The organism is Mycolicibacterium agri, from assembly GCF_002553505.1.
GTDB lineage: Bacteria > Actinomycetota > Actinomycetes > Mycobacteriales > Mycobacteriaceae > Mycobacterium > Mycobacterium agri.
In genome coordinates this window covers 1-18,478 of record NZ_PDCP01000103.1, presented here as the reverse complement: position 1 = coordinate 18,478, position 18,478 = coordinate 1, and the positions used below count along the sequence as shown (strand labels likewise).

At 67.7% G+C, this 18,478-nt stretch carries 17 protein-coding genes; 6 read left to right on the top strand and 11 right to left on the bottom strand.

Going from position 1 to position 18,478, the window contains the following annotated elements; all coding sequences use genetic code 11:
* Positions 1-36: 36 nt before the first annotated feature.
* Entirely contained in the window at positions 37-606 is a 570-nt protein-coding gene (locus CQY20_RS30045) for a TenA family protein (RefSeq protein WP_097944411.1), read from the bottom strand.
* A 10-nt stretch (positions 607-616) separates the two neighbouring features.
* On the bottom strand, positions 617-2,299 hold the full coding sequence (locus tag CQY20_RS30040) for a DUF7937 domain-containing protein (RefSeq protein ID WP_097944410.1): 1,683 nt from the start codon (positions 2,297-2,299) through the stop codon (positions 617-619).
* A gap of 127 nt (positions 2,300-2,426) precedes the next feature.
* On the opposite strand from CQY20_RS30040, the gene CQY20_RS34630 reads away from it, so the two are divergent.
* The 5 genes from CQY20_RS34630 to CQY20_RS29995 all read left to right on the top strand — a co-directional run bounded on the left by CQY20_RS34630 (position 2,427) and on the right by CQY20_RS29995 (position 7,559).
* On the top strand, positions 2,427-4,319 hold the full coding sequence (locus CQY20_RS34630) for a DUF7159 family protein (RefSeq protein ID WP_133119163.1): 1,893 nt from the start codon (positions 2,427-2,429) through the stop codon (positions 4,317-4,319).
* A 107-nt stretch (positions 4,320-4,426) separates the two neighbouring features.
* A complete protein-coding gene (locus CQY20_RS30015) occupies positions 4,427-4,882 on the top strand; it encodes a cyclic nucleotide-binding domain-containing protein (protein ID WP_097944400.1) in 456 nt (151 codons plus the stop codon).
* 395 nt (positions 4,883-5,277) lie between these two features.
* Positions 5,278-5,997, top strand: a complete 720-nt coding sequence (locus CQY20_RS30005) for a hypothetical protein (protein ID WP_097944396.1) — start codon at positions 5,278-5,280, stop codon at positions 5,995-5,997.
* On the top strand, positions 5,998-6,543 hold the full coding sequence (locus tag CQY20_RS30000; protein WP_097944394.1) for a hypothetical protein: 546 nt from the start codon (positions 5,998-6,000) through the stop codon (positions 6,541-6,543). It abuts the gene before it with no gap.
* A gap of 194 nt (positions 6,544-6,737) precedes the next feature.
* Positions 6,738-7,559 (top strand): DUF1206 domain-containing protein, encoded by an 822-nt coding sequence (locus CQY20_RS29995; protein WP_097944392.1) that lies wholly within the window; start codon positions 6,738-6,740, stop codon positions 7,557-7,559.
* A gap of 1 nt (position 7,560) precedes the next feature.
* Here the strand turns inward: CQY20_RS29995 and CQY20_RS29990 are convergent, their stop codons facing one another.
* From CQY20_RS29990 to CQY20_RS29950, 9 genes are read right to left on the bottom strand one after another with little or no spacing between them, the layout of a single operon-like run.
* Positions 7,561-8,649 (bottom strand): ABC transporter ATP-binding protein, encoded by a 1,089-nt coding sequence (locus CQY20_RS29990; protein WP_097944390.1) that lies wholly within the window; start codon positions 8,647-8,649, stop codon positions 7,561-7,563.
* A 2-nt stretch (positions 8,650-8,651) separates the two neighbouring features.
* Positions 8,652-9,560: a carbohydrate ABC transporter permease gene (locus CQY20_RS29985; protein WP_097944388.1), complete on the bottom strand. Its 909-nt coding sequence runs from the start codon at positions 9,558-9,560 to the stop codon at positions 8,652-8,654.
* The gene (locus CQY20_RS29980; RefSeq protein WP_097944386.1) at positions 9,557-10,447 is read right to left on the bottom strand and encodes a carbohydrate ABC transporter permease; all 891 of its coding nucleotides are present in this window, start codon (positions 10,445-10,447) and stop codon (positions 9,557-9,559) included. Before CQY20_RS29980 ends, CQY20_RS29985 begins: the two co-directional genes overlap by 4 nt.
* Positions 10,448-10,454: 7 nt before the next feature.
* Positions 10,455-11,741, bottom strand: a complete 1,287-nt coding sequence (locus CQY20_RS29975; protein WP_097944384.1) for an ABC transporter substrate-binding protein — start codon at positions 11,739-11,741, stop codon at positions 10,455-10,457.
* A gap of 10 nt (positions 11,742-11,751) precedes the next feature.
* Positions 11,752-13,074, bottom strand: a complete 1,323-nt coding sequence (gene melA / locus CQY20_RS29970) for an alpha-galactosidase (protein ID WP_097944382.1) — start codon at positions 13,072-13,074, stop codon at positions 11,752-11,754.
* Complete coding sequence (locus CQY20_RS29965; RefSeq protein WP_097944380.1) at positions 13,071-14,036, bottom strand: DMT family transporter; 966 nt, start codon at positions 14,034-14,036, stop codon at positions 13,071-13,073. The genes melA and CQY20_RS29965 overlap by 4 nt, the downstream gene beginning before the upstream one ends.
* Positions 14,037-14,043: 7 nt before the next feature.
* Positions 14,044-15,018: an N-acetylglucosamine kinase gene (locus tag CQY20_RS29960; protein WP_097944378.1), complete on the bottom strand. Its 975-nt coding sequence runs from the start codon at positions 15,016-15,018 to the stop codon at positions 14,044-14,046.
* Complete coding sequence (locus CQY20_RS29955) at positions 15,018-16,151, bottom strand: SIS domain-containing protein (RefSeq protein WP_097944376.1); 1,134 nt, start codon at positions 16,149-16,151, stop codon at positions 15,018-15,020. Before CQY20_RS29955 ends, CQY20_RS29960 begins: the two co-directional genes overlap by 1 nt.
* Positions 16,148-17,485 (bottom strand): D-tagatose-bisphosphate aldolase, class II, non-catalytic subunit, encoded by a 1,338-nt coding sequence (locus CQY20_RS29950; protein WP_097944374.1) that lies wholly within the window; start codon positions 17,483-17,485, stop codon positions 16,148-16,150. The genes CQY20_RS29955 and CQY20_RS29950 overlap by 4 nt, the downstream gene beginning before the upstream one ends.
* A gap of 130 nt (positions 17,486-17,615) precedes the next feature.
* Here CQY20_RS29950 and CQY20_RS29945 point away from each other — a divergent pair, with 130 nt between their 5' ends.
* Positions 17,616-18,401 (top strand): DeoR/GlpR family DNA-binding transcription regulator, encoded by a 786-nt coding sequence (locus CQY20_RS29945; protein WP_097944413.1) that lies wholly within the window; start codon positions 17,616-17,618, stop codon positions 18,399-18,401.
* The last annotated feature ends 77 nt before the right edge of the window (positions 18,402-18,478 follow it).

The window sequence follows — 18,478 nt, the reverse complement described above, 5'->3', positions numbered from 1 at the left end:
ACATGGCGCTGCCCCCCCCCCCCCGCCGCCGTAATTTCAGTCGCGGGTGCGGGGCAGCGCCATGTCCCAGAAGTCGATCTCGTGCTCGAGCACGTCGGCCACGATCTGTTGATGACGTTCGGGGTCGGCGAGCCGTTCGAGGCCGTCGACGTACTCGGCGAATTCGGGCGTGGACCAGTGTTCGATGAACTCCGCGAACGGTGAATCGTCGGACTTGGCGCCCGACCACGCCAGCAGGTACACCCGCTCGATCACCCACAGCGCGGTGAGCGCCTCATCGGCGGGCGCGGAGTCGAGCCGGTGCAGGAGTTCGCGGTAGGCGAGGGTGGCGGGCAGCGGGGCCGTGTCGAGGTCGAGTCCGCGGCGCGACGCCTGCTCTTCGAACCAGTCGAGCTCGGCGACCAGCGCGGCGCATCCGTTGACGAGGACGGATTGCGCGGGCCGGGGCGCCCGCGCGAGCAGCCTGGCCTGGAAGGTCAGCAGGTCGGCGACGAACAGCGCGTCCTGGACGAGCCAGCGGTTGAACGCCTCGTCGGTGATGGTGCCGTCGCGGACGGCGTCGAGAAACAGGTGACGGGTTGCTGCGGTCCAAAGCGAATCGTGCACGCCCGAGAGGCTAGTCGTCGGCGTCCGGCGGTGTCGGCAGCGCGGTCGTCCTGTCGGATTCCGGTGCGCGACGCAGGATGTGCAGCGCGGTGGTCGGCGCGGCGATCGCCTCCGTCGGCGGCTGCGACAGTGCCGTCGTCGAATCCTCTTTCAGCCGAACGATTCTCGGCGTGGGCCTCGGCTGCGCGGGGCGGGCGATGGTCGGCGGTGCGGAGGGTTGCGGTGTTGCCGGTGGTGTACTGGCCGGCGGCGGGGTTGCGGGCGCGGCGGCGCGCGCTTCGCGGCGTCGGATCAGCAGGCCCGCCAGCGGACCGGTGAACAGCGTGACGGCCAGCACGGCGAGACTCAGCAGGCAGACCGTCACGTCGAACGTGCTGGTGATCTGCTGGGCCAGGTTGTTGCCGTAGGTGCCGGTGGGCGACGGCGCGGCGTAGCGCGGGGCGAGCGCAACGCCGATCGCGAGGTTGGCGACGGTGAAGACGAACAGCACGCCGCTGAACGCGGCGATCACCGTCAACATCCCTTCGCCCTTGACGAGTTGGCGGTGCACCCACCGCGCGATGAACCCGGTGATCACGTTGAACACCGTCATCGCGACGGTGTCGTAGGAGGCGCGATGCAGATCGAGCAACAGGGCGATCAGATAGTCGAGGATGCGCAGCCCGGCCGCGGCGAACGACCAGAACGCGATGAGCGTGACGCACTTCTCCGCCGCGGAGCGGTAGGCGCCCAGTGTCGGCGGCTTGATCGAGAAGATGGCGTAGAGCGTCGTCGGCGCGACGACAGCGGCGGCGGCCGCCCAGAACAGATAGCCCTCGTAGCCGACGGCGGCCGTCGAGGTGTTCTGCGCGATGCCGTGGAAGGCGTCGATGTCGCGGCCAATGGGCAGGATCCACACCAGCGTGGCCGCCAGCGCGCCCGAGACGCCGATTGCGGTGGTGGCCAGCCGCGCCGCGGCGGTCTTCTCGATGAGCCAGCGTGACGCGATGACCAATGCGGTCATCGCCACCGCGCCGTACAGCAGCGTGATGAGGATGGTGGCGACGTCCTGTTCACCGAATTGGCCGTTGGCGACGAACAAGTAGCGCAGCCGCCAGTACACGTTGTAGGCGACCGATAACGTTGCGAGCGCGATCGACACCACACCCAGTACCCGCGCGGCCGCATACCAGCGCCGAAACCCGTTGTCCTGCATGGTGATGCCGGTGATCGGCGGCTGCGCTGCGAGCAGAGCGCCCCCAATGCCCAGCAGCAGGCCGGGCCCGATGCCCGGCGGCACGAGGCCGGTTCCGCCGACGCGCTCGGTCTCCAGCACCTGATACGCCACGAAGCCGATCGCGACGATGGGGTAGGCGATGCCGAGCAGCAACCGGACGCGGGTGACGCGCCCGACATCCTGGCCGGGGCGGGTGAGCCGGAACGGGCCGACGTGCGGCGTGAGCGCGGCCAAGACGGACAGCACCGTGATGACGGCGATCACGGCGACCAGTGCGCCGTCGGTGCCGGGGATGCCGAGGCCGAAGTCGAGGTTCCACGGCAGCAGCAGCGCGACGACGAGCAGCGCCACGGCGACGCCGTCGCGCAGGATGTTGGCGCGCGCGGGGACGTAGCCGACTCGCGGCGACCGGGTGACGACGCCCGCGGCGGTGGTGTGCACCGTGGCGGTTGCCGCGTCGTAACGCTGGTCGCTCACGTAGCGATCCCTTTCTTGAGTGAGTCAGGGGTGTCCACCCCAGCGTGCTCATTTTTGCTTCCGTAGACAAGCAAAATAATGTCGACGGTAGCTTGGCAGCGTTGCGAGGCAGGAGCGGAGTGGATCGGTGGACGTAGTCCTCGGAGTGGCGGTCGCAGGACCGGTTGCGCGATTGGCGCTGATCGGGCCCTCCGCCAGGGGCGCTGAAGTGCTCGACCAGTACGCCCTCGACCTCGCCGATGACGGGCTCACCGATCTTGCCGAGACGATCGTCGGCACCTGGCGTTCGGTCGCGGAGTCGGGTAGCCAGGTGGCCGCGACGCGGCTTTGCCTGCCCGACGAGTCACAGGCCGACACCCTGCGCCAGAGGGTTGCCGACGCCGGTGTGCCCAACGTCGAGGTGGTGACCGAGGCCGAAGCGGCCGCGGCGTTGGCCCGCAGTGCGGGTGCGGATGCCGCGCTGCTGTTGGCCGCCGACGACACGGCGGCGCTGACGGTGGTCGATGAGGACGCGGAGTCGACGTCGGTGCTCGCGACGGCGCCGATCGGTACCGCGGGTGCGGCCGTTGCGGCCGCGACGGTGCTGCAGCAGGTGCCCGAGGCTGCCACCCGGGTCATGTTGGTGGGCCAGCGACTGGATCTGGATTCTGTTGCGGCTGAGCTTCGTTCGACGATGCCGGTGGAGGTGCCGCCGGATCCCGGTTTCGCTGTGGCCAGGGGCGCGGCGCAGACGGCAAGCTCGCCCGCGTTGTATCCGGCGGACGCGGCGACGGCGATGGGGCCCGTGGCTGCTGACGCCACGCAGATGGCCCCGGCTGCTGGTGATGCGACGCAGATGGCGCCGGCCGCTGGTGAGGCGACGCAGATGGCTCCGACCGCTGGGGAGACGACGGCTGCGGCGCCGACGGCCGGCGACGGCGTGGTCGGCCCGAATCTGGCCTACTCGCAGGAGGAGCCGAACTACTACGAGATGCCCGTCGAATCGCTCGAGGAGTTCGTTCCGGAGCAGGAGGACGAAGCGGCCTACACCTCGGTGATCGCGCCGCCGCCACCGCGGACGTTGCTGTTGGGCAGTGCGATGGCGTTCGTGACGATCAGCTTCGCGACGCTGGCGGTCGCGGTCGCGGTCAACATCCGGCCGGTCGCCGACGTCTCGGCGCAGCCGATGCCGCCGGCGCAGTCGGACACGGTGCCGGGCCGGTATCTGCCGCCGGTGCCGCACGAGCCCGATCCGGTGGCATTGCCGGCGGCGGTGGTGTCGCCGCAGCCGGCAGCACCGGTGCTGCCGCGCGTGCGCAATCCCGTCCCCGCACCGGTCAACGTGCCGCCGCCGCAGGCACCGCCCGTGGCGCCGCCGGCACCCGTGCCCGGCGCTCCAGCACCGCAGGTTCCGCCCGTGCAGGTGCCGCCAGTGCAGATCCCGCCGGTGGAGCTGCCGCCGGTGGTGATCCCGCCGTGGAATCAATTCCCGACGTTCCCGTGGCCGACGCCGACGTCACCGACGTCACCGACGAAGCCCGCGCCGCAGCCGCAGCCCGAGCCGGAACCGGAGCCCGAGCCAGAGCCTGAACCCCAACCGGAACCTGAGCCAGAACCGGAGCCGCAGCCGCAGCCCAAGCCCGAGCCGAAGCCGGCACCCAAACCCGCGCCCAAGCCTGCACCCGAGCCGGCGCCGCAACCGGCACCAGCGCCCAAGCCGGCACCTCAGCCTGCGCCGGACCCGGACTACAAGCCGCCGGCGGTAGCACCCGCACCCGCACCGGCGCCAGCGCCAGCGCCTGCACCGGCCCCGGCCCCCGTGGCTCCCGAGCCCGCGCCGGTCATCCCGGAATTGCCGTCGTCGGGAAGCGGGTCGTATGGCGGGGATTCGAGTTCGGGAAGTAGTGGGTCGTATGGCGGGGATTCGAGTTCCGGAAGCGGGTCGTATGGCGGGGATTCGAGTTCCGGAAGCGGGTCATATGGCGGCGGCTCGAGCTCAAGTGGCGGCGAAACGGTGATCACGCCGACGCTGACGCCGTAACCCGCACGGCGCCGCGCTGCCGGCCAGGTTTTGCGGTTCGCCCTGATGGGAAGCCGTTTCTCGCTACGCTCCCGATACGGAGCACACCGGCAACCGGGGAGACCAGTATGAGCGAGCGCCAGATCGCGCGCGAGAAAGCCGTGGCCATCAGCAAGGAACAACAAGAGGACGTCGAGCGGCTGCGCGAGTTCGAGGCCTTTTCGAAGTTCTCCGAGAACGATCTGAGGCGTCTCGTCAAGGCGGCCCATCGGACGTCGACGTCGGGCCCGTGGCCGCTGATTCGCGAGCAGACCGTGTCGGACGCCTGCTACATCCTGCTCAGCGGCGAGGCCGGGGTGTTCGTCGGGCAGAACCGCATCGCAACCGTGGGCCCTGGTGAGGTGATCGGCGAATCGGCGCTCAAGCAAGGCAAGTTGCGCGCCGCGACGGTGACGACGACCGGGCGCGCCGAGGTATTGCACATCGATCGCGACGATTTGCACCGCTTGCTCGAAGAGGTGCCCGCATTGCGCGAGCTGCTCGAGGAGACGGTGGCGCGGCGGGTACAGCGCGCGGCGGACTGAGGCCGGAATTCGGGGTCCGCGTCGTTTGTCGGCGCCGCGTCGCTCTGAGGCGGGCACAAATTGGTGCAAAACCGTGTCCTGAGTCCGCCTTACAGTCGAGCAATGGGTTCGATCAAGGTTGATGCCGAGCACTTGTTCAGCTTGGGAGCCGTGTGTCAGCAAGAGGCCGGTGCCCTGAGTACGGGTCGTCCGGAACCGCCCGCTGGACCGATCTTTCAAGCGACGACAGGTGCAGTCAGCGACGTTTCGGCGATGGCAAGCCGAGCCGAAAACCTCATCAGTGTGCGGTTGCGCACGACGGGGCACGCCGTTGTAAAGGCAGCGACGCGACTTGTGATGTCCGATGACGGGTCTCGGGACCGGATGGAGGCTGTGGGCGCGGAGGCAACTGCCATATGACCGTACGGGCCTCCACCGCGCTGCCAACGCTCGGCCAACTCCGTGACTGGGATGTTGCGCGATTGGATGTGGCCGCCGATGCGTGGGTGGCGCAGGCACAGAGGTGGCAGAACTCCTTAACGACTGTGTTGCAAGCAGTCTCGGCCACGGACTTCCACTGGCAAGGGGCAGCCGCAGATGCGGCCACCCAGCGGCTTGATCTTGACCATCGCGTCGTTGTCGACGCTGCCGATCGCCTGAAGGAGGCGGCGGCAGTTGCTCGCAGGGGAGCAGCCGAGATACGCGACGCGCAGCAAGAAGCGCTTCAGAGGGTCGCACAAGCACGCACCGCCGGCTTGCAAGTCGAGGACGATCTGTCCGTTACCTACATCGCAGCCTCACCCGGTGCCGACCTGCAGGAGGTGCAGGCCGAAGCGTACGCGCGGAGCATATGGAGGTCCGCCCACGTGCTGGCCGCCACGGATGAGAAAGTGGCGCGCGAACTGACGGCCGCCGCCGCTGGACTGCAACACCTCTGGTTTCCAGCAGATCAGACGGATGAATGGCCGCAGACATTGCTTGCCGGATATACCGGTTCACTACCACTTCCGGAGACGCCGAACTTGGTCTACTGTCATCCGAGTGCTCGCCCCGATTTCTGGTGGTGTGAGGGGTTCGACATCGGAAGCGGCCCCTACGCATTCGGTTCACCTTTTGACGCATCGGGGGTGGCGTAGATGAATGAAGTTGAGAAGCAGCAGATCTGGCGCCTAGTTGTTGAGACGACGCAGAAGCCTGACGGCACATGGCAGGCCGGCGTTCCTGGCCGCGACTGGTCGGTCACCGGCGACAGCGAGGACGAAGCGCGCGACCGCGCCGTCGCGCACGCCATCGAAATCGGCGAGGACGCCGACGAAATTGTGCGCAACAAGCCGCGACCACCCATCGAACTCGAAGACGACGACCCGCGGGTGGGCTGGGTGTGGCGCTTCACTCCGCAGACCGAACAGTTCAGCGACGGCACCTGGCGTGCATGGTTCGCCAGCGGCGGCTGGGTCGTCACCGGCGCCACGGAACAGGACGCCATCGACAAGGCGAACACGGAGTGGTTCCGTCGCCGCGACGATCCGGAGGAGACGGCGCGCCGCCTCGCGATGATGCGCCGCCATCTCGTCGAACCCCAACCCGGTGTACAGAACACCCCCAGCAGCGTGCTCGAGCCGGCGTGGAACGACCCGAACCCGACCCGCGCGGTGGCCGACATCATCGATGGACTGGCCTAAATCACTCGCCACGCCCAAGATCACTCGCAACGCCCAATATCACTCGCAACGCCCAAGATCACTCGCCACGCCCAAACCGACATTTGGGCGCATTTGTTCGAGTGGATCGCGCCATTTCGTCGATCTCGGCGGAGCGGCTGTTTCCCCAGCGCACGCCTCGGGTAACCGCCTGAGATGACACGGCGGCACGCGGCATGAGCGCCGCATCGACGTTCAAGGGCGCTGTCGATCAGGCCACCGACAACCGCGCCCTGGAAATCCTGGCCCGCGTCGGATACCCGGTCAACGGGGTGCTGCATCTGCTGATCGCCTACATCATCCTCGGGATAGCACTCGGAGTCCGCGGCGAAGCCGATCAGACGGGCGCGCTGGCGACGCTGGCCGCTCAGCGAGGCGGTCGCATCGCCCTCTGGGTGGTGGCGTTCGGCCTCATCGCCCTCGCGCTGTGGCGGCTGGCCGAGACCCTGCTGGGTCTGCATCCCGGCGAATGCACCGACGCACACCACCGGGACACACCAATGATCAACAGGCTCAAGGCCTTCGGATTGGCGGCGGTCTACACGGCCATCGCCATCACCGCCATCCAGTTCGCAATGGGCGGAAGCCGCAAGGGCAGCCAGGAGGCCGCTGGCCTGAGCGCGCGATTGATGCAATCTGACGGCGGCAGAGCCGTTCTCGTCATCATCGGGTTGATCGTCACCGCGATCGGCGTCTACTTCGCCTACAAGGGTGCGTCGCGGAACTTCCTCAACGACCTCAATGCGCCGTGCGGGCCCGCGGTCACGTTCCTCGGCGTCTGCGGGCACGTCGCGGAGGGATCGGTGCTCGCCGCCGCGGGACTCTCGGTGATCGTGGCGACCTACCGCAGCGACCCCGCCAGAGCCACGGGGCTGGACGGAGCGGTCAAGGCACTCGGCCAAACGGCATTGGGGCCGGCTGTCCTCGCGGCGGCGGCAGCGGGTTTCGCCGCCTACGGGTTGTACTGTTTCGTGCTGGCCCGCTACGCCCGCATGTAGCTCACAAAGAGATGCGCTCGCGGCTCGGCCGCACCTTGCCGGTTTCGGCGTCGAAGAAATACGTTCGCTCCGGCGGCATTTCAAGCCCGATACGAGTGCCCGTCTCGAAATCGGTCCCGGCCGGCGCCTGGATCACCACCCGCGTCGAATCGTCGCCGACGGACACCAGCGCCGTCACCAACACGTGGCTGCCCAGCGGTTCGACGAAATCCACCCGGGCAGGCACCATGCCCTGCGCATAGGTGCTGTGCAACCGGAAATGCTCCGGACGCACCCCGACGGTGACCGGGCCGTCCGGCGTCGGCACCGCCGTCACGACCGCGTCGCCGACGTGCAGAATGCCGGAGCGCACCGAGCCCGCAATCAGGTTCATCGGCGGGCTGCCCATGAAGGCGGCCACGAACGTGTTCGCCGGCCGGTTGTAGATCTCGTCCGGGGTGCCGATCTGCTGCACTTCGCCACCGGACATCACGCACAACCGGTCGCCGAGCGTCATCGCCTCGACCTGGTCATGCGTGACGTAGATCGACGTGACCGGAACCTCGCGGTGCAGCCGCTTTAGGTCGCCGCGCACCTGGTTGCGCAGTTTGGCGTCGAGGTTCGACAGCGGCTCGTCGAGCAGAAACGCCTGCGGCTGACGCACCAGCGCGCGGCCCATCGCGACGCGCTGTCGTTGCCCACCGGAGAGCTGGCCGGGTTTGCGGTCCAGCAGTTGGTCGATCTCCAGCAGCTTGGCGGTCTCGCGTACCCGCCGGTCCACCTCGGCGCGCGGCGTCTTGCGTTGCCGCAGACCGTAAGCCAGATTCCGGTACACCGACATGTGCGGATACAGCGCATAGTTCTGGAACACCATCGCGATGTCACGCTCACCCGGCGCCAGCCCGTTGACGACACGGCCGCCGATGCTGATCGAGCCCGACGTCGGCTTGTCCAGCCCGGCCAGCAGCCGCAGCGCGGTGCTCTTCCCGCACCCCGACGGTCCGACGAGGATCAGGAACTCGCCGTCGGCCACGGTCAGATCGAAGTTCTTCAAGGCGACCACGCCGCCCGGATAACGCCGTGTGACGTCTCGGAATTCGACTTCCGCCATGCTCAACCCTTCAGTCCGGTGTTGGCCACCGATTGCACGAAGTAGCGCTGCGCCCCGATGAACACCAGCAGCATCGGCAACAGGCTCATCACGTTGGCCGCCATCAGCAGCGGCCAGTTCACCCGGTGCGCACCCTGGAAGTAGCTGAGCCCCAACGGAACCGTCATCTGCTCCTGCGAGGTGATCACGATCAGCGGCCACAGGAAGTCGTTCCACGACGTGAGGACGGTCAGCGCGGCCAGCGTCGACAGCGCGGGCAGCGACAGCGGCAGCACGATCTTGAACAGCACACCGATGCGGGAGGTGCCGTCGACGCGGGCGGCCTCCTCCAGCTCGACGGGAACGGTCAGGAAGAACTGCCGCAGGAAGAAGATGCCGAACGCCGTCGCGAGGTTCGGCAGCATCAACGCGCCGATGTGGTCGATGCCCAACCCTTCCCACACGTTGTCGCCGAACCACTTGACGATGAGGAAGACCGGGATCATCGTCACCTGAAACGGCACCATCAGCGTGGCCATCAGCGTGACGAAAAGCGCTCCGCGGCCGAGGAATCGGACCCGTGCGAACGCATATCCGGCGAGGCTGCAGACCGCCAGATTGCTGACCAGCACCACCAGCGTCACGACAGCGCTGTTGACGAAAAAGTGCCCGAACGGCGCCGCCGCCCACGCATCGGAGTAGTTCGCGAACCGCGGCGATTCGGGGATCAGCACCGGCGGAAAGCGATTCGCCTCACCTTCGGTCTCCAGTGACGTGACGAGCATCCACAGCAGCGGAATGATGAGCAGGAACGTCAGCGGGATCAGCACCAGATGCCACGGGCTGAACGGCATACGCAGACGACGCCGAGGAGGCGACGAGTCAACCGGGGCAACGGTTTCTTCGACAGGCGGCAGTTGGGTGGTTGTCATGTGTGCACCACCTTGCGGGCGATGCGGAACTGCACCGCGGTGATCACCAGGATGACGACGAACAACGCGTAGGCCATCGCGGCGGCATAGCCGGCGTCGAACTGTACGAAGGCGCGGTCCCAGAGGTAGTAGACGATGACGGTGGTGGCGCGCAGCGGCCCGCCGCGTGTGGTGACGTACACCTCGTCGAACAGCTGCAGCGCGTTGATCGTCAGCCACACGACGAGGAACAGGTTCGCGGGCCCCAGCAGCGGCACGGTGATGGTACGGAACCGGGTGAACGCGCTGGCCCCGTCGATCGCCGCGGCTTCATGCAGCTCGGCCGGAACACCCTGCAGCGCGGCCAGATACACGATCACCGAGAAGCCCGTCCAGCCCCAGATCGTCATGGCGACGATCACGTACAGCGCCTGCGACGGGGACGCCAGAAATGGCTGCGACGGAACGCCCACGGCGTTCAGGGCCGCGTTGACCAGCCCGTAGTCGCGGTCGGTCAGCCACAGGAAGATGATGCCCTGCGAGATCGTCGACACCGCCATCGTGATGTAGGCCGCGGTGCGGTACACCGAGATGAACCGCACCGACCGGTTGAGCGCGGCGGCGATGAACAACCCGACCAGCATCGTGCCGGGCACGAACAACGCCGTGTAGATGATCGTGTGCTTGACCGCCTCGAGAAACACCGGATCCTCGGCCAGCTTGCGGTAGTTGTCGAAGCCCACCCACGGCGTCTTGTCGCTGAGCAGATCGGACTTCTGGAACGACAACTGCAGCGACATCAGCACCGGCAGCAGGCCGAAGATACCGATCAGGATGGCCGCCGGACTCACCAGCGTCCATCCCGAAACGGTGTCGGTGCGGCTCAGCCGCCGAAGCATCGCAGGCATCGACTCCCTACTTCTCGGCCAGCTTCGCGTCTGCGGCCGCGGCGGCGCTGTCCAGGGCGGCCTTGGGCTGGTCCTTGCCGAGCATGACGGCCACGATCGCCTGACCCAGCGCCTCCGACACGGCCGGATACTGCTCGACCTGTGGCCGGACGTTGTGGACATTCTTCAGGTTCTCGACGAACTCCGCGGTGCCGGGCACGTTCTTGTTCAGCTCGTCGAGCACCGCCTTGTCGTCGCCGACCGATGCGCGGATCGGCAGATCGCCGGTGCGCAGCGAGAACGTCTTGACCTGCTCGGGCGCCGACAGCCACTTCACGAAGTCGATGGCGGCCTGCTTGCGCTTGTCACCGTTGTCGAACACCACCCAGTTGTCGGGCCCGGCGATGGTCTGGTGCCCGCCGGTCGACCCCGCGTAGGTGGGCATCACCTGGACGCCGTACTCGATGTCGGAGAGCTGGCTGAGATCCCACGGGCCGGTGACCAGCATGCCGATCTTGCCGCTGTTCATCAGCTTCGGGCCGTTCTCGTTGGTGGTGTCCAGATACAGCGACTTGTCGTCGACGGCCATCTGCTGCAGCGTCGTCAACGCCTTGACGCCGGCCTCGGAGTTGAACGCGGCCTTGGTGTTGTCGGAGTTCAGGATGTCGCCGCCGGCCTCCCACAGCATCGGAATCCAGTGCCACACAGTGTCTTCGCTGCCGTCGGCGGGAATCAGCCAGCCGTACTGCCCCTTGGCGGGGTCGGTCAGCTTGGCGGCCGCCGCGCGGAAGTCGTCCCACGTCCAGTTCGGCGTCGGCGGCTCGATACCGGCCTCGGCGAAGAGCTGCTTGTTGTAGACGATCGCGAGGTTGTCCACCAGCGCGGGCACGCCGATGACCTTGTCGTCGACGGTGGCCGCCTTGCGCTCGGCCTCATAGAAGTCGTCCCACTGCCAGTCCGGTTTCGCCACTTCCTCGGTCATGTCGACCAGTGAGGAGATCTTGGCGATGTTCGGCGCCCACGAGCCGAACATGTAGGCGACGTCCGGCGCGCTGTTGCCGCGCACCGCGGTCAGAACCTTCTGCAGCACAAGGTCGTTGGAGGAGTACAGGTCGGACACTTTGACGTCCGGATGCTCCTTGTTGTACTGGTCGATCAGGCTCTTGAAGACTTCGCCTTCGGTGTCCTGGTAGCCGTGCCACACGACGATCTCGGCGGGCCCGGACGACGATTCGTCCCCACCGCCGCCACCGCATGCGGCGAGGACCAAGGCGAGGACGGCCATGAGTGCGATGCACAACCGATGTCGGATCACGGTGGACTCCTTAGTGGACGATAGGTGGGGCGAGGGTGGTGCGCAGCGACGGGGGCAGCAATTCGCCGTGCGCGGTGGTCAATTCGTCGCACAGTTCCCAGATCTGGTCGACGGTCAGTGTCGCGGCGGTGTTCGGATCGACCATCGCCGCGGCGCGAATCAACCGCGGGTCCTCGTCGAGGGCGGCGCGCACGGTGAGGTCGACGGGGCCGAGGAAGTTCCGGTTCAGCGCCGCGCACTGCGGCGGCAGGTCGCCCACCCTCATGGGATGTGCACCCAGCGAGTCCAGCAGCGTCGGCACCTCGACGGCCAGCCCGTCGGGCAGGTTGGTGATCAAACCCTGGTTGGCGACGTTGGCCGAGATGACCCGCGGTGTCCCGGTTTCCAGCGAGTGGATCACCTGCGGCGCGTACTCGGTGGAGGTGGTGTCGATGGGCAGTTCCTGCGCGGTCGCCAATTCGTCTCGCACCCGGTGGTATTCGGCGAGGTTGGCCTCGCTGATCGACACGTACTCGCCGATGTTGATCCGCAGCCGCTCCACCTCGGCGGGATGGCGCAGATACCACGGCACGTATTCGCTGCTGTGCTCGCTCGTCTCGGTGGGGTAGTAGCCCAGCCGCCGGTACATGTCGACGCGCACACGCCGGCGCAGTTCCGGGTCGGCGGCGATGCGCTCGTCCAGCAAGGGGTAGAGGTTCTCGCCGGCGCGTTCCCACCGCAGCACCCATGCCTGGTGGTTGACGCCGGCCGACCAATAGGACACCTCGTCGTAGGGCACATCGATCAGCTCGCACAGGCCGACCATGGTCCAGTACACCGAGTGGCACAGGCCCAGCACCTTCAGTCGCGGCGCGACCGCATGCAGGTACGAGATGTTCATCGCCATCGGGTTGGTGTAGTTCAGCAGCCACGCGTCGGGGCACAGCTCGGCCATGTCGCGGGCAATGCCGGCCAGCACCGGGAAGGTGCGCAGGCCGCGGAAGATGCCGCCGATGCCGATCGTGTCGCCGATGGTCTGGTTCAGGCCGTAGCGCGCGGGTATCTCGAAGTCGCGCACGGTGGCTTCGTGCACGCCGACCGCGATGACGTTGATGACGTAGTCCGCGCCGTCGAGGGCGCGGCGGCGATCGCCCGTTGCGACCAGTTCCGGTTCGGCGCCGGCCGCGCGAGCGGTGGCACGGGCGATCGCCTCCGCGGTCTGCAGTCGCTCATCGTCGATGTCGTGCAGCACCACCCGGATCGAGGCGAGTTCGGGGAACGACAGGATGTCGCCGAGCAGCTCGCGGGTGAATTCGACGCTGCCCGCGCCGATGATGACGACCGTGGGTTTCATTGCACCGTCCGGGTTTCGGGGGTTTCCAGCGCGTCGGTGACGACGGCTTCGGTGAGTGCTTCGCCGCGTTTCTCGTCGGCGTAGACCATCAGCGTCGAGCCCACCAGCGCCAGCACGATGCCGATCGCGGCGTAGGGGGTGGGCAGGGTCTGGTAGGCGACCAGCGAGATAACGACGGTCAGCGCAGGCGCCAGGGCGTTGGTGGTTGGTGCGACGATGGAGGCCTTGCCGCGGGCCAGCGCCATCACCAGGAACAGCGCGCCGACGGCGTTGAGCACCTGAGTCACCGCCGTCAACGCCGGTGCCTGCCAGGGGAAGTCGGTGGGCAGGCCGCCGACCATGATCAGGGCGACGGGAATCAGCGCCAGCGCGGTGATCGTCATCCATCCGAAGGTGGTGGCCTCGTTGACGCCGATCGTCGCGGACTTGCGCATGAAGTAGGCCTGCACGCCCCACGCGACGCAGATGAGGACGGCCAGCAGCAGCCATGGGCCCGATGACCCGTCGGACTCGTTGTCGGTGATGGTGAACAGCACGATGGCCGTCAGCGCGAGCACGAGGCCGACGCCTGCGAGCAGCGAAAGCCGTTCCCGCAGAAGCCCCATGGCCATCAGGACAGTGATCGCCGGCGAGATCGAGATGATCGGGAAGATGAGGTAGGCCGGACCCATCGTCAACGCCTGGAACAGGATCAACTGGCCGCCTGCGCCGGTGAGCCCGATCAGCAGGCCGTAGATCGTCGCGGCGGGGCGGCGGTCCCAGCGTTGGCCGCGCAGGATGACGGCGGCCGGGATGATCATCGTCAGCGCCCAGACGCTGTAGATCATCTCGTCGGGATAGCCGTACCACGACGCGGGCAGCGCGGAGAACGCACCCCACACGCCCCAGAACAGAATGAGCAGCGCGGCGTAGAAGATCCAACTGCGGGTGCGTGCCGTGGCTGCGGTCGGTGTAGGAGTCATCGTGACTTCACCTCGTCGGGTTGTCGGAAAGCTGTTGCACAGCTTCGGGACTCAGCGGATGACCGCTGTGCTTGGCGGCGTACAGCGCGGCGCCGACGGCCGGGTCCAGCCGGGGCCGGCGCAGGTCGTACTTGGCGGGTGCGTTCTTCAACGCGGTGACGAACAGCTCGACAAACGCGTCGTCGGAGAACATGCCGCCGGAGTAGGACACCGGCACGACCTCGTCGTCGGTGAACCCGACGAGCCTGCGGGTGGTTTCGATGAGCTCGACGAGTTCGTTCGCGGCTTCGACCAGGATGCGCTGAGCCTGATCGTCGCCGGCGCGTGCGGCTTTGCAGACGGTGGTGGCCAGCGCGGCGATCTTGCTGCGGTTGCCCTTCCACGTGTCGATCACCAGACTGACGACGTCGAGGTCGCCCGCGACCTGCAGGCGCTCCTTGAGCAGCCCGTGCAGCGGGCCGCGCGGCAGCCTGCCGTCGCTCATCCGGGTGAACGCGTTGAGCCCCTGTGTGGCAATCCAATACGCCGAACCCTCGTCGCCGAAGAGCTCGCCCCAGCCGCCGACACGATGCCCGACGCCGTGGCGTTCGCCGTAGGTCATCGACCCGGTGCCACTGATGACGTTGATGCCGTCCTCGCCGGCCAGCGACCCGGCCCAGCCGGCCACCATGTCGTTGTTGCAGCTGTACCGGTCGTGGCCGAGTACGCCGCGCGGCACGGCGTCGAGTTGCGCGATGTCGCCGCTGGCCTCGCCATAGCCTGGCAGGCCGAAGAACGCCGCGTCGATGTCGGCGGGTGTGATGCCTGCCTGCGCGCAGATGTCTGTAACACCCTGCGCCAGCGCCTTTTCCACGACCTCGAAGCCGTCGTTGAAGTAGTACGACGTCGGCGCGGTGGCGCGGGCGAGGACCCGGCCGGTGTCGTCGATGAGCGCCAGCGCCGTCTTCGACCCGCCGCCGTCGACTCCGAGATACTTGGCCATCAGTCGCGCTCCTGCGGCATCGGGTAGATCGTGACGCCCTGGACGACGCGGTTGACCTCGCCCGAAGGGAATGGGTTGTCGGGCGTCTTGCCGTGCTCCAGCGCGGTGAACAGCGCCAGGTATTGGGCGAACACCAGATACGGCAGGGCGACCAGCGCGTCGTCGAAACCCTTGAGCCCCGGCACGACGATCGCAGGCCCGTGGGACTCGGGCAGAGGTTCGGTGCTGAGCACCGCGACGGCGTCCTGCCCGAGTTGCGCGCGGATCTCGGTGATGATGTCGAGGTCGTAGCGGCGGGTGTACGGGTCGGTGGAGACGTAGACGACGGCGAGCGTGTCGGCGTCGAGTGCCGACTTCGGCCCGTGCCGGAAGCCGAGCGGCGAGTCGAAGTAGGTGACGACGTCGCCCGCGGTCAGCTCGAGCATCTTCAACGCGGATTCGCGCGCGAGGCCGGCCAGCGGCCCGCTGCCCAGATAGACGAACCGCTGCTTCTTGGCGTGCGCGAGCGACTTGATGTCGGGCTGCAGGTCCGCGACGTGCTCTGCCGCTGCCGCGAGCGTGTAGGCGTCGTCGGCGGTGGCCGGTCCGAGCAGCAGCAGGCAGGTCAGCAGCATCGACGTCAGGCTCGACGTCATCGCGAATCCGCTGTCGTTGGTGCGTTCCGGCATGAACACCACGCGCGAGCGGTCCCGGCCGGCGTGCGCTTTGCCGAGCGCGCCGCTGGGGTCGCAGGTGAAGACCAGATGCCAGACGTCGTCGACGATTTCGTCGGCAAGCTCGGTGGTGGCGAGGCTCTCCGGGCTGTTGCCCGAGCGGCCGAACGACACCATCAGCGTCGGCGTATGCGGTTCCAGGAAGTCGCGCGGGGTGGCGACGATGTCGGTGGTCGGGATGGCCTCGACCCGACGGCCGAGATGACGCCGCAGCGTCGCGCACGCGATCTCGCCGATGAACGCGGAGCTGCCCGCGCCGGTCAGGATGACGCGGAGGTCGGGGCGCGCGACGACGTCATCAACGAACGGCTTGAGCGCGGGATCGGTGCTGCGCGCGATCTCGCGCCAGACGTCGGGCTGCTGACCGATCTCGAGAATCGTTGCGCCGCCGTCTTTCTGGGCGGGCAGGGAATCGGTCATGCGGCCTCTCCGGTGGTGTTTGCGGTGGTCAGGCAGGCGCGGGCGTACGGGCGCATCGCGTCGCGGATGCGGTCGATGACCAGGCTTTGCGGGTCAGGTTCGAGCGCGCCGGCGCGGATCCGGTCGTACTGGTAGGGCAGGAACTGGCTGATGAGCGGCATCGGGATGCCGGTGCGGTCGAGGTTCTCCAGCAGGTTACGGCGCGCGGCGTCGACGGTGTCGTCGGCCCAGTAGTAGCGCAGCCGGTCGCTGTAGCTGTAACGGCGGGCCGTGCGCTGGGTGAGCGGGTCGCCCTCGTAATAGCCCTGCCAGTATTCGGGTTTCGCGAGCATGGTGCGCTCGACGACCTCGATCAGGTTGGAGCGCGACGGCCGCGGCAGCAGTTCGTTCTCGATGTGCGCCAACGCGAACAGCGCCTCTCGCATTGCGAAGGTCAGGCCTGGCCCGACTTTCAGGATGGCCCAATGGTCCTCGACGAGCTCTCTCAATTGCGCGGGGCGCTGGTAGTCGGTGGAGTGCGCTTCAAAGACCAGGTGGTCCTCGTCGTCGAGGACGCGGCGCAGTTCGGCGGTGGCGTCGCGCTGGTAGTCGATGACGTGGAGGTGATCGAACTCGACGCCGGGCTGCACGACCAGCGCCATGACGCGCGGCCAGACGTGGTCGAGGCCGTGCTCGGCGAAGGCTTTGCGGTGGGCTTCGATCGTCCTGCGGGCGCTGTCGGCCGGGGTCGGGGTCAGAGCGTCGAGGGTCTCGTGGGCGCCGCCGGGCGTCGGCACTTCGGTGCCGATGACGTACATCGGTGCGCCGACGCCGGCGCGCTGGGCGGTGTCTTCGGCGATCTTCAGGAGTCGGGCGGTGCGCTGCGCGACGGTCTCGTCGTCGAGGACCTTGGGGTCGTCGGCGCAGGACATCGAGCAGTCGAGGTGGATTTTGGCGTAGCCGGCCTCGACGTAGGAAGCGATGAGCTTGTCGGCCTTTTCCATTGCGGTGGCGGCGGTTTCGCGTTGCCAGCGGTTGGGGCCGAGGTGGTCGCCGCCGAGGACGACCCGGTCGCGTGGGAAGCCGGTTTGGTCGGCGATGCCGTGCACCAGGTCGCGAAACTCGGGCGGGCGCAAGCCGGTGTAGCCGCCGAACTGGTCGACCTGGTTCGACGTGGCTTCGATCAGCACGTAGCCGTCGTCGGCGGCCGCTTGCAGCATGGCCGCCTCGACCACGGTGGGGTGGGCCGAGCAAACGGAGTAGATCCCGACGGGCGCGCCGGCCTTGTGCCGGCTGACGGTGTCGGCGAGCCAGTTGACCCGTCGCGACGCCTGCGGGGCGGCCACCGGTGTCATGCGGTCATCTGACGGCCGGACGTGTGAAACATGCGTCGATCATGAGAAGCTCGCTCATAGTGCGCAATGGATAGCCGTCAAGCGATCACTAAAACTGATCGTTTGGCCTGAGTTCGAGGAGATGGGCGCCATGTCGGTCAGGCGCACCGATCGGATGCGTGAAGTGCTGTCGCTGCTGCGTCAGCGCGGCGAGGTCGACTCGCAGGTGCTGCGCAAGGAGCTGGGGGTGTCGGCGGCGACGCTGCGACGCGATCTCAGCGAACTCGAGGAGCAGGGGCTCCTGGTCCGCACACACGGCGGGGCGCGGGCGGTCGACTCCAGCGACAGCGAGATTCCGGTGCGGCTGCGCGATCACCGCACGGTGGCGATCAAGCGGCGGATCGCCCAGCATGCGGCGGCGTTGGTGCCCGCGGGTCCGCAGGCGGTCGCGTTGACGGGCGGGATCACGACGGGTGAGGTGGCGCGATCGCTGAAGGGGCGCCCGCAGATGACGATCGTGACGAATTCGCTGACGATCGCGGCGGATTGCGCGGTGGACGCGCACATGAAGGTGATCGCGACGGGCGGGGTGGTTCGCGCGAATTCGCTTGAGGCCGTTGGGCCGATGTCGGAGCACGCGTTTCAGGTGGTCAATGTCGGGACGGCGGTGCTCGGCGCCGACGGGATGTCGGCGGAGGTCGGCGCGACGACGTTCGACGAGGCGGAGGCCCGCACGGCGATGGCGATGGCCGCCAACGCGCAGCAGGTCATCGTGCCGGTCGACGGCTCGAAGATCGGCAAGGTCACGCTGGCAAAGATGGTGCCGCTCAGCCAGATTGACCATCTAGTGACGGATTCGACGGCCGATAAGGGGCAGCTGGAGGCCATCCGGGCGACCGGCGTGCAGGTGCACGTGGTCGAGGTGGGCGACGACTAGGGGCCCTCGATGGCGGTGTCTTCGGCGATCTTCAGGAGTCGGGCGGTGCGCTGCGCGACGGTCTCGTCGTCGAGGAC